We start from the raw sequence: 15,875 nt of genomic DNA on the forward strand, positions 1-15,875 counted from the left end.
GTGACACCGTACGCCCCGATCGTGGTGGTTATGACGCAGACGATGAAGCACCAGATGCTCGGTTGGAAGCGGCGCACCGGCCTCGCGGCCCTGGGTGCGGCGGTCGTGGTGGCGGCAGCCTTCGGCCCGCAGACGATCGCGACGACGCGGCTCGGCGCGGCCAGTGAGGTGTCCGGCTACGCGACCGTCACCGCCGCCGACACGATCACCAGCTACGCCGTGCTGGCCGACGTGGCGGCCGGCCGTGGGCGCGTGTCGAAAACGCTCGAAAGCGTATAAAACGCCCATAATGGTTGCATGAGGATCTTGCGTCGGGTATTGGCGATCTTGGCCGTAGTCGCGACGCTCTTCCTGGTGGGGCCACCTTCGGAGGCGAGCGCGGACGAGTGTTCCGGCGATTGCCCGGCCAAGCTCGTCCAGGTCGGGCTGAAGGGGCGCGTGGTGCAGCTCGTCGCCGACGGGGACGGCACCTGTGCGCTGACCGACGCGGGCGAGGTCTACTGCTGGGGAGCCGACTACCCGGACGGGTCCCGCCCGGGACGCAACCCGCTGCTGCTGGTCGTGGCGGGCGCGCTGCTGGTCGCGGGCGGTGCGGCGTTGATGCTGATCAGTCGTTCGTCACCGCGAGAGCCGCATCCCGGAACTGCTCCGCCCCCTGCTTGATCCGCTCGGTGGCGACCGGCCAGTTCCAGTCGTCCCAGGTCACCTGACCGAGTGACTGGTCGGTGCCGGAGGCCGACAGGGTGACGCTTACCCCGGTGCTGCGCTGGGTGGTGAGCTTGCCGTCCTTCGGCACGCCGACCGCGTGCGCCGACGGGTCGGCGAAGGCCATCATCGCCCACGGCACCCGTATGGTCAGGTCGTCGCCGTCGACGTGCCACAGCGCCCGGCTGTCCGTGCTGTCGCCGTAGTGCAGGAGACCGGCGTTCTGCATCTCGATCGGCACCTTCTGCGCCCGGTTCACCAGCAACTCGTACGGCCGCCAGCCGTCCGGGGCCGGCCCGCGCGCCGAGTCCGGGATGTCGCCGTCCAGCTGCAATGGGTCCAACTGCTTACGGACGTACGCCTGCCCGGTGTGCCCGACCAGGTTGAGCGCGAAGATCGCGTCCGGCCGCCGATCCGCGCTCCCGGCCATCGGCGTACCGGTCAGCCCGGCCAGTGAGTCGAAGCCGATCATCAGCGATCCCGGCGGCGAGTCACCCAGCCGGATCGAGAGATGCAGGTACGACTCGTCGGCGCGCGCGGTGACCCGCCGGCCCGGCCAGCCGCCGTCCGCGTCGACAAGCGTCTGGGAGTCCTCGCCGGTGACCCCGGCCGCATCCATCGCCAGCAGCCCGAACCCCTGCTCGTTGGTGAGCGGGTCGTGCCAGAGCTGGCGCCGGTTGGGGACCTGATGGGTGACCGTGTTCCAGGTGTAGCGGAACCACTCGTCGGCCCACTCGAACACGAACCCGCCGGCCATCCCGATCGCCCGCATGTCCCGCAGCAGCCCGGCGGTCATCCGGGTGGCCTCGACCTCGCTGTGATCGCCCTGGTCACGTTCGAGCGGACCGTTGTGCGCCGACCCGATCGACGACGGCACCCCGAACTCGGTGATCATCGTCGGCATCCCGGCATGGTGTTTGCGCAGCGCCGCGAGGTAGGAGACGTAGGGATCACCCTGCGCTTGCAGCGCCGGCTCATACCGCAAAAAATCCGGATAGTACGGGTACGCGTGGTAGCTCGCGAACGTTCCGGCCGGCCACTCGTCGGTGGGTCGTACGTGGTTGGCGTCCAGCTGAAGCTGATCCTCCTGGCGCAGCGGCTCCTCGGGGTGCCGCAGCGGGTCGGTGGTGGCCCAGTTGACGAACGCGATCGGCTGGCTCACCTTCTCCGCGGCCACGTAGCCGGCCAGGTCGTTCATCCGGTTCGCCAGCCACCGCTCGGTCGGCGTCGCGTCCGACGCACTGCGGAAGTACTTTCCGGTCACCGCCTTCGCGTCGGCGTTCTTGCGATCGGTGGCGGTCGCGGCGGCCGGGTCGAGCTCCGACCCGATGATCCAGCCGGCCAGCCAGGGCGTGATGTCCGCGGTCCACTCGCCGCCGACCCGCCCCGGCAGCGTGGTGCGGTTCAGCTGCCCGGACACCGCTTGCGCGGCGTCCTTCAATTCCCGCCGGAAGGCGTCGGTGACCTGCGCGTCGTAGAGATTGCCCTTCTTGATGTACGCGTCCCCGACGAGCGAGACGCCCTGCATCACATAGAGCGGCCGATCCGGGTTCGCCTGGTTGTAGGCGGCCAGCTGCTGGTAGAACGCCGGCGGGTGGATGTCGTAGATCCGCACCACCCGGATCCCCAGCCAGGTCATCGCCGCGAACCAGGCCCGGTACTGCGCCGCCGAGATCGACACGTCGGCCGGCACGTGCCCGGGCGTGGTGTTGCCGAGATCCACCCCGGGCAGGAAGGTGCGCGGCCCGGCCGCCGTGTGCAGCACGAACTGCTGCCCGTCGGTGCTGGCCACCATGTTCAGGCCGTTCGCGTCGATCGGCGCCGGCCGCCACGGGGTGCCGGTCGGCGGGGACGGTATGTCCCGCATCCCGGCGATCAGCAGCGCCGGCGACCGTAGTGCCGGCGACGAGGTGGCGCCCGACAGCGTCAGGCACAGTGCGAAGGCGAGCACCGTGAAGGCGGTCGCCCGGGCACGCCCGAATCGTGGACGGGCCGGCACGGACACGACATGGCTCGGAAAGTCCCCCACGCAGGCATTGTCTGACGACAAAGTTGCCGTATGCGGTGAATTGTCGGGAAGCTTGAGAGGCCGGAACACTCGCCGTTGGCTCATGGTTGTGCCAGCGTTGATGTCTGTCGGCGGCGCGAGGTTGTTGGGGGAGCGTGTTCGTGGATCTACTCGAGGAGTACCGCAGAGCTACCTTTTTCTTCGAGTCCGGCGATCCGCTCGGCGCCGCCAAGCTGCTCGAGCCGATCGTCGAGGCCGAGCCGCACAACTCCGCGGTCCGCCAGCTGCTGGCCCGGGCGTATTTCAACTCGGCCCAGTTGAAGCGGGCGGAAGCCCAGCTCCGGGCGTTGGTCGAGCATGATCCGTCGGATCACTACGCGCACCACGTGCTCGGCCGGACCCTGGAACGGGACGGCCGCTTTCGTGAGGCCCTCCCGCACCTGCGGTTGGCCGTGGCGATGAAGCAGCACGCCGACTACGAGGACGCGGTGCGCCGGGTCGAGGAATGGCTAGGCAAGTCCGCCCACGAATAGGATCTTGACGTGAAGCTCAAGCTCGACCTGCACGACATCTTCAACAAAGGCACCGAGATCGACCGTGCCCTGCGCGGGATCATCGACGAGGCCATCGAGAAGAAGGCCGCGATGATCGAGATCATCCCGGGCAAGGGCAGCGGCGCGCTGAAGAAGAAGGTGCTGCGCTTCCTCGACCAGCGCGACATCAAGCAGCTCTACCACCGGGTGGAGAAGGACGGCGACAACTGGGGCCGCCTCTTCGTGCACTTCCGCCACGACGCCCCCACCGGGCGCCGCGGCCGCGGGCGCTGACCTCTTACCGCTCGTAGGTGGCGGCCACCGCCAGCAGTTCGCTGCTGTGCGAGCCGACGATGCCGACGCCGGACGGGCGCGCCTGGAAACCGGGCAGCGTGGTCAGCCCGTCGCTGCCGTCCATCGCCCGAAACTTGACCTTGCCGGCGGTCTGCACGGTCAGCGTGACCTCGACGCCCGCGGCCGGCGGCCCGTGGAAGACGAAGCCGAAGCCCCAGGGGCCGTCCGTCGCCTTCTCGACGGTCAGCTCGCGGCCGCCGATCGTGGCCGCGGTGACCCCGATCCCGGCCGCGACGTGCAGGGTGGTGAACCGAACCGGCCGCTGCGGCTGCAGCAGCAGCTTCATGACCCGGCTGTCCCCGGACCGGGTGTCGGACAGCAGCGTGAGTTTCGGCGCCGGCAGCGTGGCCGCCTGGGCCTTGCCGGTGCGCATCTCCTCCGGCCCGAACGCGGGCAGCGTCGCGTCGACCGTGTGCGGGTCGCCGGCGACGTACCGCGACGTCCACTTCTGCACCACCGGCTCGTCGCTGAGCCACTGCGCGGTGCCGTTGTCGGCGTCGAGGGCATACATCAGGTGGGTGGGCGTCGGGTGCTCGGCGTCGAACCGGTCGACGCTCAGCCCGACCACCGTGCAGACCACGACGGCGAGCAGCGCGGCGAGCGTGGGTAGCGCGCCCCGGCGGCGAGCGCGTAACGCCTCCAGTCCCTGCTGGTTCTCGGCCCGCGGGTGGATCAGGTCGAGGACCGGGAGCAGTGCCAGGCCGAGGAGCACCGCGAGGAACGCGCCGGTGGCGCCGAGCTTGAGGCCGAGCGCCGGGAACAGCATGATCACCGTGGGCAGCAGGATGATCACGGCGACCGCGCCGCCGAGGGTCACCGCGAGCACCGGCCACCAGCCGCGGGTCAGGACGGCCACGATGCCGGCGATCGCGCCGGCCAGCGCGGGCAGGGCGGCCAGGTAGGAGCCGCCGGGCGTGGCCGCGGCCAGCACCACGCCGAGGACGGCCAGCCAGCCCAGGCCGGCGACGGCGAGCGTGGCCGGGCCGGTCTTGCGGCGCAGCCAGACGAACCAGGCCAGCACGACCAGCGCGGCGATCGCGCCGATGGCCAGCCGGTACCACCCCGGGCGATACGGGTCGATGGGCATCTCCGCGTACCCCGGGCGGATCAGCTTGAGCAGCGCCCAGTAAAGCTGGGCCAGCACCGGCGCCGCGATGATCGGCACCAGGGTCAGGGCGCCCGCCTTGACCAACCGCTTGCCGTCGGTCAGGCCACGCCGCCGGGCCAGCCAGCCGAGTGCGATCACCGCGAGCAGGGCCAGCACCGCCAGCGGCCAGACCAGCTCGCCGGGGTAGCGGACGAGCAGGCCGGGCGCCGGGAAGTAGGTCGCGTCGTCGCCGCTCTTCAGGGCGGACAGGTCCTGCGCGCCGAGCACACGGGTGACGGCCAGGGCATTGTCGCCGTGGTGTTGCAGGCTGTCGATGTCCATTGCGGACGGTACGTCGGTCGGCGCGTGATAGACGGCGGCGCCGTCGATGTAGGCCGAGTTGAGCCCGGTGAAGCCGGCCTCGCGGAACGCGGTGAAATCGGTGTCGTTCGGCAGCAGGCGGTAGATCTCGACGCCGAACGACGTACCGACCGGCTTGGGCGCCCCGCCGTAGATGTCGACCAGGCGGCGGTTGTTCGCCGCGGTCTCGAACATGATCGCCGGTCCGCTGCTGCCGCGCGCCTCGAGGTTGAGCACGACGCCGCCATCTTTGGCGAGCGGATTCTGGTCGACGAACGCCTTGGCGCCGCAGAGGCAGGCCTCCTCGGCGTCGGTGAGCACCAGCACCACGTCGTTGCGCAGGCGGGCGCCGCTGGTCAGGGCCCTCGCGGTCTCCAGGATCGCGGCGGTGCCGGCCCCGTCGTCGTTGGCGCCCGGCCCGACCTGCACCGAGTCGTAGTGGGCGACCAGGAAGATCCGGCCGGTGGAGGCGGTGCCCGGGATGGTGGCGACCACGTTGCGTACGTGCGCGAAGCCGGCACCCCCGGCGCTGGACGAGAGCTTCGCTCCCTGGACCGACACGGTGTCCTGCACCTCGGGCGTCAGCCCGAGCCCGCGCAGCGTGGTGAGCAGCTGCTCGCGCACCCGGTCCTGCGCCGCGCTGCCGACCGGGTGCGGCTCGGTCGCGATCGCCTCGACCTGCGCGAACGCGCGAGCCGCGCTGAATTCGGCAGCCGGCACGGAGGTGTCGCGGGCGGCCGGCGGCTGCACCGACCAGACCGCGGCGGCACCGATCGCCACCAGGGCGGCGACGGCGGAAAGCGCGGCGGGCAGCCGTCTGGCGGGGGCGGCGAGGGCGGGGGCACTCATGGGTGACATCTAAGCGGGTAGCTATGACACCGGGTAGCCCAAAGATCGTTTCCGGCGTGGCCTAGCGTTGTCGAGGTGAGTGCACCGATCGACCCGGCCGCCGTCGTCGCGGAGTTCATCGACGCGGTTGCCCCATATGACCCGAATCCGGAGGCCGACCCGGTCGCCGTCGTCGGTGTGCGTACCGCCTTCGGCCAGGACGTCTTCCCGATGAGCGACCACGTCATCCGCGCACTGTGCAAGGCCCTGGCCTCCTACCGGGACCCCGATGACCGCGGCACCTGCAACGGGTGCGGCAGCCGCCGGATCGACGAGAACCTGCATTGTCAGGATTGCGGGCGATTGCACGGCATCCTCGGACAGGTGATCGTCGACCACGCCCGGCGCGTGGCCGCCGAGGATCACACTTGAGATCCGCAGAGTTGTGCGCCGGACGCCAGTGGTCCACGATTCTCGAGTCAGGTTCGGTGAAGCGAGTGGGGTATCGACATGACTGAACGGTCGGTCGCCCCCCGCGTCCGGACCGGGCCGGCGGTGACCCAGGAACGCCTGCGGGTCCTGCTGGTCGAGGACGATGAGGGCGACGCCTTCCTGGTGCGCGAGCTTCTGCACGAGGCGGCCGCACCGTTCGACCTGGCGGTGGCCACCACGCTGCGTGAGGCCACCTCGATGATGCGTGGCATCCAGTGCATCCTGCTCGATCTCGGGTTGCCCGATGCCGAGGGCATCGACGGCCTGCGGCAGCTGCTAGCGGTGGCCGGCAGCGCCGCGGTCTGCGTCCTGACCGGCCGCTCCGACGAGCATCTCGGCGTCGCCGCGGTGGCCGAGGGCGCCCAGGACTACCTGGTCAAGGGCCAGGTCGACGGGGTCCTGCTGACCCGGGCCCTGCGATATGCGGTCGAGCGCAAGCGCGCCGACGAGAACGCGCGCCGGCTCCGCGAAGTGGAGCTGCGCCAGGCCGAGTCGGCCCGTCTGGAGCGTGGTCTGCTCCCGCAGCCGCTGATGTCGACCGCGGCCGTGCAGGTGCACACGTTCTATCGCTCCGGCCGGGCCATGGGCCTGCTCGGCGGCGACTTCTTCGATGTCGTGCAGGTGGGCGACGACCGGCTGCACGTGATCGTCGGCGACGTGTGCGGGCACGGCGTCGACGAGGCGGCGCTCGGCGTCGAGCTCCGGGTCGCCTGGCGGGCCCTGGTGCTGGCCGGGGTGCCGGACGAGCAGGTGCTCGGCTTCCTCGAACAGGTGTTGATGAGTGAGCGGCGGGCCCGTGAGGTGTTCGCCACGGTCGCGTCGGTGGTGCTCGACATCCCGGCCAACCGGGCCATCGTGCGGCTCGCCGGGCATCCGCCGCCCGTGCAGCTGGCCGGCGGCCGGGCCGAACCGGTCGACGCCAAGCCCGGCATCGTGCTCGGCGTGCGCCCGAAGGCGCCGCCGGTCACCGTGCTGCAGCTGCCGGCCGACGACTGGTCCCTGTTGATGTATACCGATGGCCTGATCGAGGGGCACGCCGGCAACGGCGACGAGCGGCTGGACGTCGGTGGCCTGTGCAAGCTGCTCGACGAGCCGGCCGGCCGGGGCGTGCCGCTGCCGGCCCTGCCGGCGTGGCTGGTCGGCCAGGCCGAGCAGGCCAACGGCGGGCCGCTCGCCGACGACGTGGCGATGTTGCTCATCTCCCGCGGCGGTGGGCGGTGAGCATTTTCGAGCTGAGCCGGTGGACGCTGCGCCGGCGGATCGCGGCGCTGTGCATCATCGTCGGCGTCCTGCTCAGCGCCCTTGCCGTGTTCGCCGTGATCACCGCGGCCCGGAACAATCGCCAGCTCGACGACGTGCTCAACCGGGCCAGCCCGATGCGGGCCGCGGGCGAGTCGCTGAACACGGCGTTCGTCGACCAGGAGACCGGCATTCGCGGCTTCGCGATCACCGGCCGGGAGAGCAACCTCACCCCCTACACGACCGGGATGGCCGATGAGCAGCGCCTGGTCAGCCGGATCGAGGACCTGCTCGAACCGGACGACACGGCGATCCACGCCGACCTCGACCTGGTCCGCCAGCGCGGCCAGGCCTGGCACCGCGACGTCGCCGAGCCGGTGATCGACGCGGTCCGCACCGAGGGGGCCGAAGCCGGTCGAGCTCAGATCGCGGCCGGGTCCACGGCCGCCTTCGACGCGCTGCGCGCCGCGATCACCCAGATGCAGACCGATATCGGGGTGCTGCGGGCCGCGTCCGCGGCCGCGGCCAAGGACAGCAGCCAGACCATGGTGGCGATCCAGATCGCCGCGGCCGCGATCATCATCCTGGCCGGGGCCGGGCTGCTCCTGCTGCTCGACCGCCTGGTCAGCCGCCCGGTGGTGGAGTTGGCCGGCCAGGTCCGCGAGGTGGCGGCGGGTGACTACGAGAAGCACATCGACAGTGTCGGCTCGCCCGAGTTGGCCAGCCTCGCCGCCGACGTGGACGGCATGCGGCAGAAGATCGTTTCCGACCTGGCCGAGGTGCGCGAGGCGCGCGGCCAGATCGAATGGGTGAACGACCAGCTCAAGGTGCAGGCCGAGGAGCTGACCCGGTCCAACCGCGACCTCGAGCAGTTCGCCTATGTGGCGTCGCACGACCTGCAGGAGCCGTTGCGCAAGGTGGCCAGTTTCTGCCAGCTGCTGCAGCGCCGCTATTCGGGGCAGCTGGACGAGCGGGCCGATCAATACATCGGGTTCGCGGTCGACGGCGCGCAGCGGATGCAGCGGCTGATCAACGACCTGCTGGCGTTCTCCCGGATCGGCCGGATCACCGCCGGGTTCACCGACGTCGACCTCGGCCAGGTGCTCACCGAGGTGAAGTCCCAGCTCGAGGTGCGGGCCGGAGAGGACGCCGAGATCAGCTGGGCCGGACTGCCCACGGTGGAGGGTGAGGAGCCGCTGCTCACCACGCTCTTCGTCAACCTGATCGGCAACTCGCTGAAGTTCCGCCGGCCGGACGAGCCGCCGGTCATCCGGATCTCCGCCGAGCGCGACGGCGGCGAGTGGGTCGTCAAGGTCCGGGACAACGGCATCGGCATCGAGAAGGAGTTCGCCGACAAGGTCTTCGTGATCTTCCAGCGGCTGCACGCCCGGGACGCCTATGAGGGCACCGGCATCGGGCTGGCCATCGTGAAGAAGATCGTCGAATACCATGGCGGACGGATCTGGCTGGACCTGGACGTCGAGGAAGGCACGTCGATCAACTTCACTCTTCCGGTGCTTGCGGGCACTCCGGACGTTGAAGTTCCGACGACTGGCGAAGAAGCAAACAGAGAGGTCGCAGCGTGACATCTCCTACGCGTGCCGACGGCACGCCGATCGAGGTTCTTCTGGTCGAGGACGACCCGGGTGACGTGCTGATGACGCAGGAGGCGTTCGAGGAGCACAAGCTGCGCAACCGCCTCAACGTCGTCTCCGACGGGGCCGAGGCGCTCGCCTACCTGCGGCGCGAGGGCGAGTACGCGGATGCCGTCCGCCCCGACCTGATCCTGCTCGACCTCAACCTGCCCCGCCGCGACGGCCGCGAGGTGCTGGAGGAGATCAAGAAGGACGACGAGCTGGGTGGCATCCCGGTCGTCGTGCTCACCACCTCGGCCGCCGACGAGGACATCCTGCGCAGCTACCAGCTGCACGCCAACGCGTACGTGACCAAGCCGGTCGACTTCGAGCGGTTCATCCAGGTCATCCGGCAGATCGACGAGTTCTTCGTCAGCGTCGTGAAGTTGCCGCCGCGTGCTTGATCAGGTCGCCGATCTCATCCGGGAGGTCGCGGCGACGATCGTGCTGCCGCGGTTCCGGCACCTGGCCGCCGGTGACATTCAGCAGAAATCGCCCGGTGACCTGGTCACCATCGCCGACCAGGAGTCGGAGAAGGCGCTGACCGCCGGCCTCACCGCGCTGCTGCCGGGTTCGAGGGTGGTCGGCGAGGAAGGTGTCGCCGCCGATCCGCAGCTCCTGTCCCGCGTCGGCGACCCGGGCGCGGTGTGGATCGTCGACCCGGTCGACGGCACCAACAACTTCGCGGCCGGCAAGACGCCGTTCGCCATCATGGTCGCGCTGGCCCGCGACGGCGAGGTCACCGCGTCCTGGATCCTCGACGTTCCCGGTGACCACCTGACGGTGGCCGAGCTGGGCGCGGGGGCCTACCGCGACGGCGTACGCGTCAAGACCCGCACCGACGATCCCGGCGCCCGTGCGCTCCGCGGTGTCGTCGCCACCCACTACCTGCCGCAGCACCTGCGCGAGATCGCCATCGCGAACGCGCCGGAGCTCGCTCAGGTCACCAAGGGTCACCACTGCGCGGGGTACGAATATCCGGCCGTGGCCACCGACGAGCAGCAGTTCGCGCTGTTCTGGCGGATCCTGCCGTGGGACCACGCCCCCGGTTCGCTGATCATCAAGGAGGCCGGCGGCACGGTCCGTCACCTCGACGATTCGCCGTACAGCCCGACCGACAGCGAGCGCGGCCTGCTCGTGGCGGCGAACGACGACATCTGGCACACGGTTCGCGACACGCTCTTCCCGGATACGTCGGTGCTGTGAACGCGTACCTCCAGGAGATTTTCGGTCTTCAGGGTCGCTTGGCGGTGGTGACCGGCGGGAGTTCCGGCATCGGCCGGGCGATGGCCGTGGCGCTCGGCCGGGCCGGCGCGAAGGTGCTGCTGGTGGCCCGGCGCGAGGCGCCGATGGCCGAGGTGGTGGCCGAGCTGCGCGGTTACGGCGCGGTGGGGCACGCGATCTCGGCGGATCTCGCCGATCGGGAGGCCGTGACGCAGGTCATCGACAAGATCATTGCTGGGTACGGCCAGCCGGACGTGCTCGTGAACGCGGCCGGGGTGAATCGCCGGCCGCCGATGGACGAGCTCACCATCGACGACTGGGATGTCACGCTCGCCGCCAACCTGACCGCGCCGTTCCAGCTGGGTCAAGCGTTCGGTCCGCGGATGGCCGAGCGCGGCTGGGGGCGGATCATCAACGTGGTCTCCCAGCAGGCATTCCGGGCATACGGGAATTCCGGTGCCTACGGGGCCGCCAAAGCCGGCCTGGTCGGGCTCACTCGATCACAGGCCGAGGCCTGGTCGCGGCACGGCGTCTGCTGCAACGCGATCGCCCCCGGCGTGGTGCACACGCCGCTCACCGAGGCCGTCTTCGCCGACCCGGCCAAGGTGGCCGGACACGCCGCGCGCACGATGATCGGCAGAAATGGCGTACCGGAAGATTTCGTTGCTTGTGCGATCTTTCTGGCCAGCGACGCGGCGGTTGCCGTGACCGGTCAGACACTCTTCGTCGACGGTGGTTACTCCGCGACTTGAACGATCTGCAACCTTCCTGCGTAGCACGGTATAGTCCCCCGCGCTGACTTTCTGGGAGGTAATCGTGGCGGCGGTTGTCCTTCGGCGCATCAGCGCTGTCCTGGCGCTGCTCGTCGCGAGTGTGTTCCTGGTGAGTTCGCCGGCGATGGCGGACCCCGATGAGGGCGACAACAAGACCCTGCGCAACGCGCTCGAGTCCGCGGCCAAGGGTCAGGCCGACGCGATCCAGAAACTCAACGCGTCCAAGAAGCGGCAGGTCCAGCTGCAGACCACGGTCATCACCGCCACCGCCGCGGCGAAGACGCTGGAGACCCAGGTCGGCTCGATCGCCAACCGCACCTACCGGCTGGGCCGCACCAGCACCATGGCGCTGCTGCTCAACTCCAGCTCGCCGGACAGCTTCCTGGAGCGGGTCCAGCACCTCGACATGCTCGCCCAGCTCGACGGCCAGATCCTTTCGCAATATCGGGACGATCTCGCCCAGGCGCAGGCCGCCAAGGCCGCCGTCGAGAAGGAGATCAAGGAGCAGCAGAAGCAGGTCGCGGCGCTGACCAAGAAGAAGAAGGAGGCCGAGCTTGCCCTCGGCAGCGTCGGCGGCGGTGGTGCGGCCGGCGGCTTCGTCAACGTCAACTCGCCGCTCGCCAAGGCGGCGCCGCGCAACTCCGACGGCTCCTGGCCCAAGGAATCCTGCACGGTCGACGACCCGACCACGTCCGGGTGCATCACGCCGCGCACGCTGCACGCCTATCAGGAGGCGGTGGCGGCCGACTTCACGCACTACACGAACTGCTTCTCGCAGCGCTCCTCCGGCGAGCACCCGAAGGGCCGGGCCTGCGACTTCTCGGCGAACAAGTCCGGCTTCCAGAATGTGGCGGCCAGCGGTAGCGACAAGACGTACGGCAACAACCTGGCCGCCTTCTTCGTGAAGAACGCGGATAGGCTCGGGGTCATGTACGTGATCTGGTACCGGCAGATCTGGATGCCGGGTACGGGCTGGAAGGCCTACAGCGGGACCGGTGGGCCGGCCGCGGTGCACACCAACCACGTTCACCTGTCGATGTTGTGACGGCGCGAGCGCTGCCGTCCGGTCTCGCCACCGCACTCGTCTTCACCGCCAGCGGCGCCGTCCTGGTCCTGGAGATCGTCGCGCTCCGGCTCGTCGGGCCCTACGTCGGTGTCACCCTGCAGGTGAGCAGCTCGGTCATCGGGATCTCGCTGGCCGCCATCGCGTACGGGACCTGGCTCGGCGGCCGCCTCGCCGACCAGTTCGACCCGCGCACGCTGCTGGCACCCGCGCTGCTGCTGGCCGCCGTCGGCACGGCCGGCACCCTGCCGCTGGTCCGCTACGGCGGTGAGATCCTGCGCGGCGGCGCCGCCCCCGCCGTCCTGCTGCTCGCCGCCCTCGCCGTCTTCCTGCCCGCTTTCCTGCTCTCCACGATCACCCCGATGGTGGTGAAGCTGCAGCTCAGCGACCTCAACCGGACCGGGGCGGTGGTCGGCCGGCTGTCCAGCGTGGGGACCCTCGGGGCGATCACCGCGACCCTGGCCACCGGTTTCATCTTCGTGGCCGCACTACCCACCAACTGGATCATCCTGTGCCTCGCCGCGCTGCTGGCCCTGGCCGGTCTCGGGCTGGCCTGGTGGATGCGGCGCGACCTGCCCGGACAGCCGAAGACCCGGGCGATGCTCGTCTCGGTCGGGCTGGTCGGGGCCGGTCTCGGGGCGGTCGGGCCGACGCCGTGCGACGTCGAGACGGCCTATCACTGCGCCCGGGTGGAGCGCGATCCGGCCGTGCCGAGTGGCCGCACCCTCATCCTCAACTCGGCCCGCCACTCATACGTCGACCTTCAAGATCCAAAACACCTCGAATTTGCGTACGTCCAGTGGATCGCCGCCGTGGCCGACGCGACGGCGCCGGCCGGGATGGCCCTCGACGCCCTGCACCTCGGTGGGGGTGGATTCACCCTGCCGACCTACCTGCGGCACACCCGGCCCGGCAGCGAGCAGCAGGTGATCGAGCTCGACGGCGGGCTGGTCGACCTCGACAAGCGGGAGCTGGGCCTGGTCACCGGGCCGGACCTGCGGGTGCGGGTCGGCGATGCCCGGGTCGGGCTGGCCGCCCAGCCGACCGCCGCGTACGACCTCGTCGTCGGGGACGCGTTCGGCTACCTCGTGGTGCCGTGGCACCTCTCGACCCGCGAGATGATGTCCGACGTCTCCCGCGTCATGCGCCCCACCGGCATCTTCGCCCAGAACGTGATCGACTACCCGCCCGATCGCTTCCTCAAGGCCGAGCTGGCCACCGTCGCGGCGGTGTTTCCGCACGTCGCGCTGATCGCGCCGCCGGACGCTCTGGCCGGAGAGCGCGGTGCCAACTTCGTGATCGTGGCGTCCAAGAGCCCGCTCCCGCTGGACGCGATCCGCTCCGGGCTGGCCGGCCTGAAAGAACCGGTGACGCTGCAGGACGGCGCCGGGTTCGCCACGGGGTCGCGGGTGCTGACCGACGACTACGCCCCGGTTGATCAGCTCTTGAACTTCTGACCTTCCCCACCGCTGAGGTGAGCAGGCGGGCAACACCGTATTTGGCGGGGCCCCTACGTCGTACTCTTCGGTTGATTCGGCTTTTCATGGTTTTTATCGGAGTCCGGCACGGGTTTTGCCGTGCGGCGCCGGGCGGACGGTAGCGCGGGTCACAATCGGCAGATGGGGCGGACGGAGCGAAACGGTCAGGCTGCCCCGCGTCGTATCGGCGCCCGCTACCGGCTCCTCGAGAAGCTCGGCACCGGCGGCATGTCGGAGGTCTGGCGCGGCTACGACGAGACGCTCGGCCGGCCGGTCGCGGTCAAGGTGCTGTCGCCGCGGCTCGCCGAGGACCAGAGCTTCCGTGATCGGCTCCGGCAGGAGGCGCTCGCCGCCGCCCGGCTGACCCATCCGCATATCACCGGCATATTCGACTTCGGCGAATCGCCGCTCTCCGAACGACTCACCGTGCCGTACGTGGTGATGGAGCTGAACGACGGCGAATCGGTCGCGGCCCGCCTCGTACGGAAGGGGCCGCTGCCCTGGCGGGAAGCGGTGACCGTCGCCATGCAGGTGGCGTCCGCGCTGGCCACGGCCCATGCCCGCGGCGTCGTGCACCGGGATGTCACCCCCGCCAACGTGATGCTGACCGGGGCCGGCGCGAAGGTGGTCGACTTCGGCATCTCCGCGATCGTCGGCGAACGCGACGCGGCGCCCGACGGCAGCCTGCTCGGCACCCCCGCCTACCTGGCGCCGGAACGCCTGGGTGGTGCCCAGGTCTCGGCCGCCACCGATGTGTACGCGCTGGGGCTGCTCCTCTATCGCGCGCTGACCGGCCGCCTGCCCTGGCCTGCGGAGACCACCGCCGAAGCGTTGCGAGCCCATCTGTACGCCGATCCGGCTCCGTTGCCCGACCTGGCCGGAATGCCGGCCGAGGTGGAGGCCCTCTGCCTCCGGTGCCTGAGCAAGGCCCCGGATGGTCGTCCCGATGCCGCCGAAGCGGCCCGTTCACTGGCCGTTCTGGTCGGTCTTCAGGCGGTGCTTCCGCCGTTGCGGGAGCGGGCCGAGGACGCGCCGGCGTCCGTGCGGGGCAACGCCGCTCCGGTGTCGGCCTCCTCTTCCCCCTCTGCGTCTGCGTCTGCGTCCGCGTCCGCTCCGGTTTCCGCTTCGGGTGGGCGGCTGCTGTCGTCGGTGCGCCTGTTGCGGCTTCGGGCCGGGCTGAAGGTCGGTGGGTGGCTGCGGGTGGGTGGGGTGCGGTCGCTCGGTGGTGGGCTGTTCGCCGGTGGTGGGGCGGCTCGCGAGGTGCTGACCGGGCGGGCGTTGTTCGCCGGGCGGCATCGTCTGCACGCCGCGGTGATCACGGCCGCGCTGCTGGGGGCGGCGGGCGTCGGGTGGGCGGCCACCCGCGAATCGCCGGCCGTGGAACAGGCCCAGGCGGCCGGTGCCGGCGCCGGTGCGGCCGCGGTGGCCCCGGCGAACACCGCCTGCTCGGTCCGCTACCAGCTCAAACGCGACTCGGGCCGGGACTACGAGGCGTTGCTGACGGTCGTCACCACCGATGAGGTCGGCCGCGGTCCGTGGCGGGTGGTCTTCACCTATCCAGGCTCGCAGCGCCTCACCGGGTCGCCGAAGGCGGTGGCGCAGAAGGGCCGCAAGGTGATCGCCAAGGGGCGTGGCACGCAGCGGACCTTCCGGTTGCGGGGCGACTATCGCGGCTACAACCTGTTGCCGCTCGCATTCACCCTGGACGGCCGTCGTTGCCGGGCCGAGGTGCTGGGCGGTACGACCCAGGTGATCGGCGAGGTCTCCGGCGGTTCTGGTTCTTCAGGAGCTTCGGGCGCGTCCGGCGCTTCCGGCGCTTCCGGTGCGTCCGGCCCTTCCGGCCCGGACAAGGCGCAGCCGAACCGGTCCGTAGGCGGCGGCGCGAAACGCGATCGTCCGCCGCGCAAGAGCAGCGCGCCGCGGAAGCGCTCGGGCCGCACCCAGCCGGCCACCCCGCCGCCGGCGCCGACGACCCCGTCGTTGCCGCCGGTGGCCCGCACCGGATCCGGCTTCTCGCTGGCCCTTTGAGCTCGCGGCTCCCGCCTGGGCTCCTGAGCTCGCGGCATCCCGCCGGGCCTCCGAGCTAGCGGCTTCTCG

15 protein-coding genes are annotated in these 15,875 nt (G+C 70.6%); 13 read left to right on the forward strand and 2 right to left on the reverse strand.

Annotated elements, in window-relative coordinates:
• The first annotated feature begins 30 nt into the window (after positions 1 to 30).
• Positions 31 to 279 (forward strand): hypothetical protein, encoded by a 249-nt coding sequence (locus tag Adu01nite_RS25545; RefSeq protein WP_203730041.1) that lies wholly within the window; start codon positions 31 to 33, stop codon positions 277 to 279.
• An 18-nt stretch (positions 280 to 297) separates the two neighbouring features.
• Positions 298 to 663: an RCC1 domain-containing protein gene (locus Adu01nite_RS25550; protein ID WP_203730043.1), complete on the forward strand. Its 366-nt coding sequence runs from the start codon at positions 298 to 300 to the stop codon at positions 661 to 663.
• Here the strand turns inward: Adu01nite_RS25550 and Adu01nite_RS25555 are convergent.
• On the reverse strand, positions 608 to 2,734 hold the full coding sequence (locus Adu01nite_RS25555) for a hypothetical protein (RefSeq protein ID WP_203730045.1): 2,127 nt from the start codon (positions 2,732 to 2,734) through the stop codon (positions 608 to 610). The genes Adu01nite_RS25550 and Adu01nite_RS25555 overlap by 56 nt on opposite strands.
• A 140-nt stretch (positions 2,735 to 2,874) precedes the next feature.
• Between Adu01nite_RS25555 and Adu01nite_RS25560 the strand changes: the two genes are divergently transcribed.
• Both Adu01nite_RS25560 and Adu01nite_RS25565 read left to right on the forward strand, forming a co-directional pair.
• Positions 2,875 to 3,246, forward strand: a complete 372-nt coding sequence (locus tag Adu01nite_RS25560; protein WP_203730047.1) for a tetratricopeptide repeat protein — start codon at positions 2,875 to 2,877, stop codon at positions 3,244 to 3,246.
• A 9-nt stretch (positions 3,247 to 3,255) separates the two neighbouring features.
• Positions 3,256 to 3,540 carry a Smr/MutS family protein gene (locus tag Adu01nite_RS25565; protein WP_203730049.1) on the forward strand — a complete coding sequence of 95 codons (285 nt, stop codon included), beginning with the start codon at positions 3,256 to 3,258 and terminating at the stop codon, positions 3,538 to 3,540.
• Between the two features lie 4 nt (positions 3,541 to 3,544).
• Here Adu01nite_RS25565 and Adu01nite_RS25570 read toward each other — a convergent pair whose 3' ends face one another.
• On the reverse strand, positions 3,545 to 5,896 hold the full coding sequence (locus Adu01nite_RS25570; protein WP_203730051.1) for a M28 family peptidase: 2,352 nt from the start codon (positions 5,894 to 5,896) through the stop codon (positions 3,545 to 3,547).
• A gap of 75 nt (positions 5,897 to 5,971) precedes the next feature.
• Here Adu01nite_RS25570 and Adu01nite_RS25575 point away from each other — a divergent pair, with 75 nt between their 5' ends.
• The 9 genes from Adu01nite_RS25575 (at position 5,972) to Adu01nite_RS25615 (ending at position 15,806) form a co-directional block, all read left to right on the forward strand.
• Positions 5,972 to 6,307 (forward strand): hypothetical protein, encoded by a 336-nt coding sequence (locus Adu01nite_RS25575; protein WP_203730052.1) that lies wholly within the window; start codon positions 5,972 to 5,974, stop codon positions 6,305 to 6,307.
• Positions 6,308 to 6,385: 78 nt separating this feature from the next.
• Complete coding sequence (locus Adu01nite_RS25580) at positions 6,386 to 7,588, forward strand: PP2C family protein-serine/threonine phosphatase (RefSeq protein WP_203730054.1); 1,203 nt, start codon at positions 6,386 to 6,388, stop codon at positions 7,586 to 7,588.
• Positions 7,585 to 9,192: a sensor histidine kinase gene (locus Adu01nite_RS25585; protein ID WP_203730056.1), complete on the forward strand. Its 1,608-nt coding sequence runs from the start codon at positions 7,585 to 7,587 to the stop codon at positions 9,190 to 9,192. Before Adu01nite_RS25580 ends, Adu01nite_RS25585 begins: the two co-directional genes overlap by 4 nt.
• Positions 9,189 to 9,644, forward strand: a complete 456-nt coding sequence (locus tag Adu01nite_RS25590; protein WP_203730059.1) for a response regulator — start codon at positions 9,189 to 9,191, stop codon at positions 9,642 to 9,644. Before Adu01nite_RS25585 ends, Adu01nite_RS25590 begins: the two co-directional genes overlap by 4 nt.
• Positions 9,637 to 10,446: an inositol monophosphatase family protein gene (locus Adu01nite_RS25595; RefSeq protein WP_203730061.1), complete on the forward strand. Its 810-nt coding sequence runs from the start codon at positions 9,637 to 9,639 to the stop codon at positions 10,444 to 10,446. Before Adu01nite_RS25590 ends, Adu01nite_RS25595 begins: the two co-directional genes overlap by 8 nt.
• Entirely contained in the window at positions 10,443 to 11,216 is a 774-nt protein-coding gene (locus Adu01nite_RS25600; protein WP_203730063.1) for an SDR family NAD(P)-dependent oxidoreductase, read from the forward strand. The genes Adu01nite_RS25595 and Adu01nite_RS25600 overlap by 4 nt, the downstream gene beginning before the upstream one ends.
• Before the next feature lie 64 nt (positions 11,217 to 11,280).
• Positions 11,281 to 12,282: a coiled-coil domain-containing protein gene (locus Adu01nite_RS25605; RefSeq protein ID WP_203730065.1), complete on the forward strand. Its 1,002-nt coding sequence runs from the start codon at positions 11,281 to 11,283 to the stop codon at positions 12,280 to 12,282.
• Positions 12,210 to 13,757, forward strand: a complete 1,548-nt coding sequence (locus Adu01nite_RS25610) for a fused MFS/spermidine synthase (protein WP_438871095.1) — start codon at positions 12,210 to 12,212, stop codon at positions 13,755 to 13,757. Before Adu01nite_RS25605 ends, Adu01nite_RS25610 begins: the two co-directional genes overlap by 73 nt.
• 162 nt (positions 13,758 to 13,919) lie before the next feature.
• Positions 13,920 to 15,806, forward strand: coding sequence for a serine/threonine-protein kinase (locus Adu01nite_RS25615; protein WP_203730068.1), 1,887 nt, complete (start codon positions 13,920 to 13,922; stop codon positions 15,804 to 15,806).
• Positions 15,807 to 15,875 lie beyond the last annotated feature (69 nt).

Origin of the sequence: Paractinoplanes durhamensis (genome assembly GCF_016862175.1) — a bacterium.
In the GTDB taxonomy this organism is placed as follows: Bacteria; Actinomycetota; Actinomycetes; order Mycobacteriales; family Micromonosporaceae; genus Actinoplanes; species Actinoplanes durhamensis.

Coding starts and splice junctions, on each gene's coding strand:
- Adu01nite_RS25545 (WP_203730041.1), top strand. CDS start 31: ATGACGCAGACGATGAAGCACCAGATGCTCGGTTGGAAGCGGCGCACC.
- Adu01nite_RS25615 (WP_203730068.1), top strand. CDS start 13,920: ATGGGGCGGACGGAGCGAAACGGTCAGGCTGCCCCGCGTCGTATCGGC.
- Adu01nite_RS25570 (WP_203730051.1), bottom strand. CDS start 5,896: ATGAGTGCCCCCGCCCTCGCCGCCCCCGCCAGACGGCTGCCCGCCGCG.
- Adu01nite_RS25550 (WP_203730043.1), top strand. CDS start 298: ATGAGGATCTTGCGTCGGGTATTGGCGATCTTGGCCGTAGTCGCGACG.
- Adu01nite_RS25580 (WP_203730054.1), top strand. CDS start 6,386: ATGACTGAACGGTCGGTCGCCCCCCGCGTCCGGACCGGGCCGGCGGTG.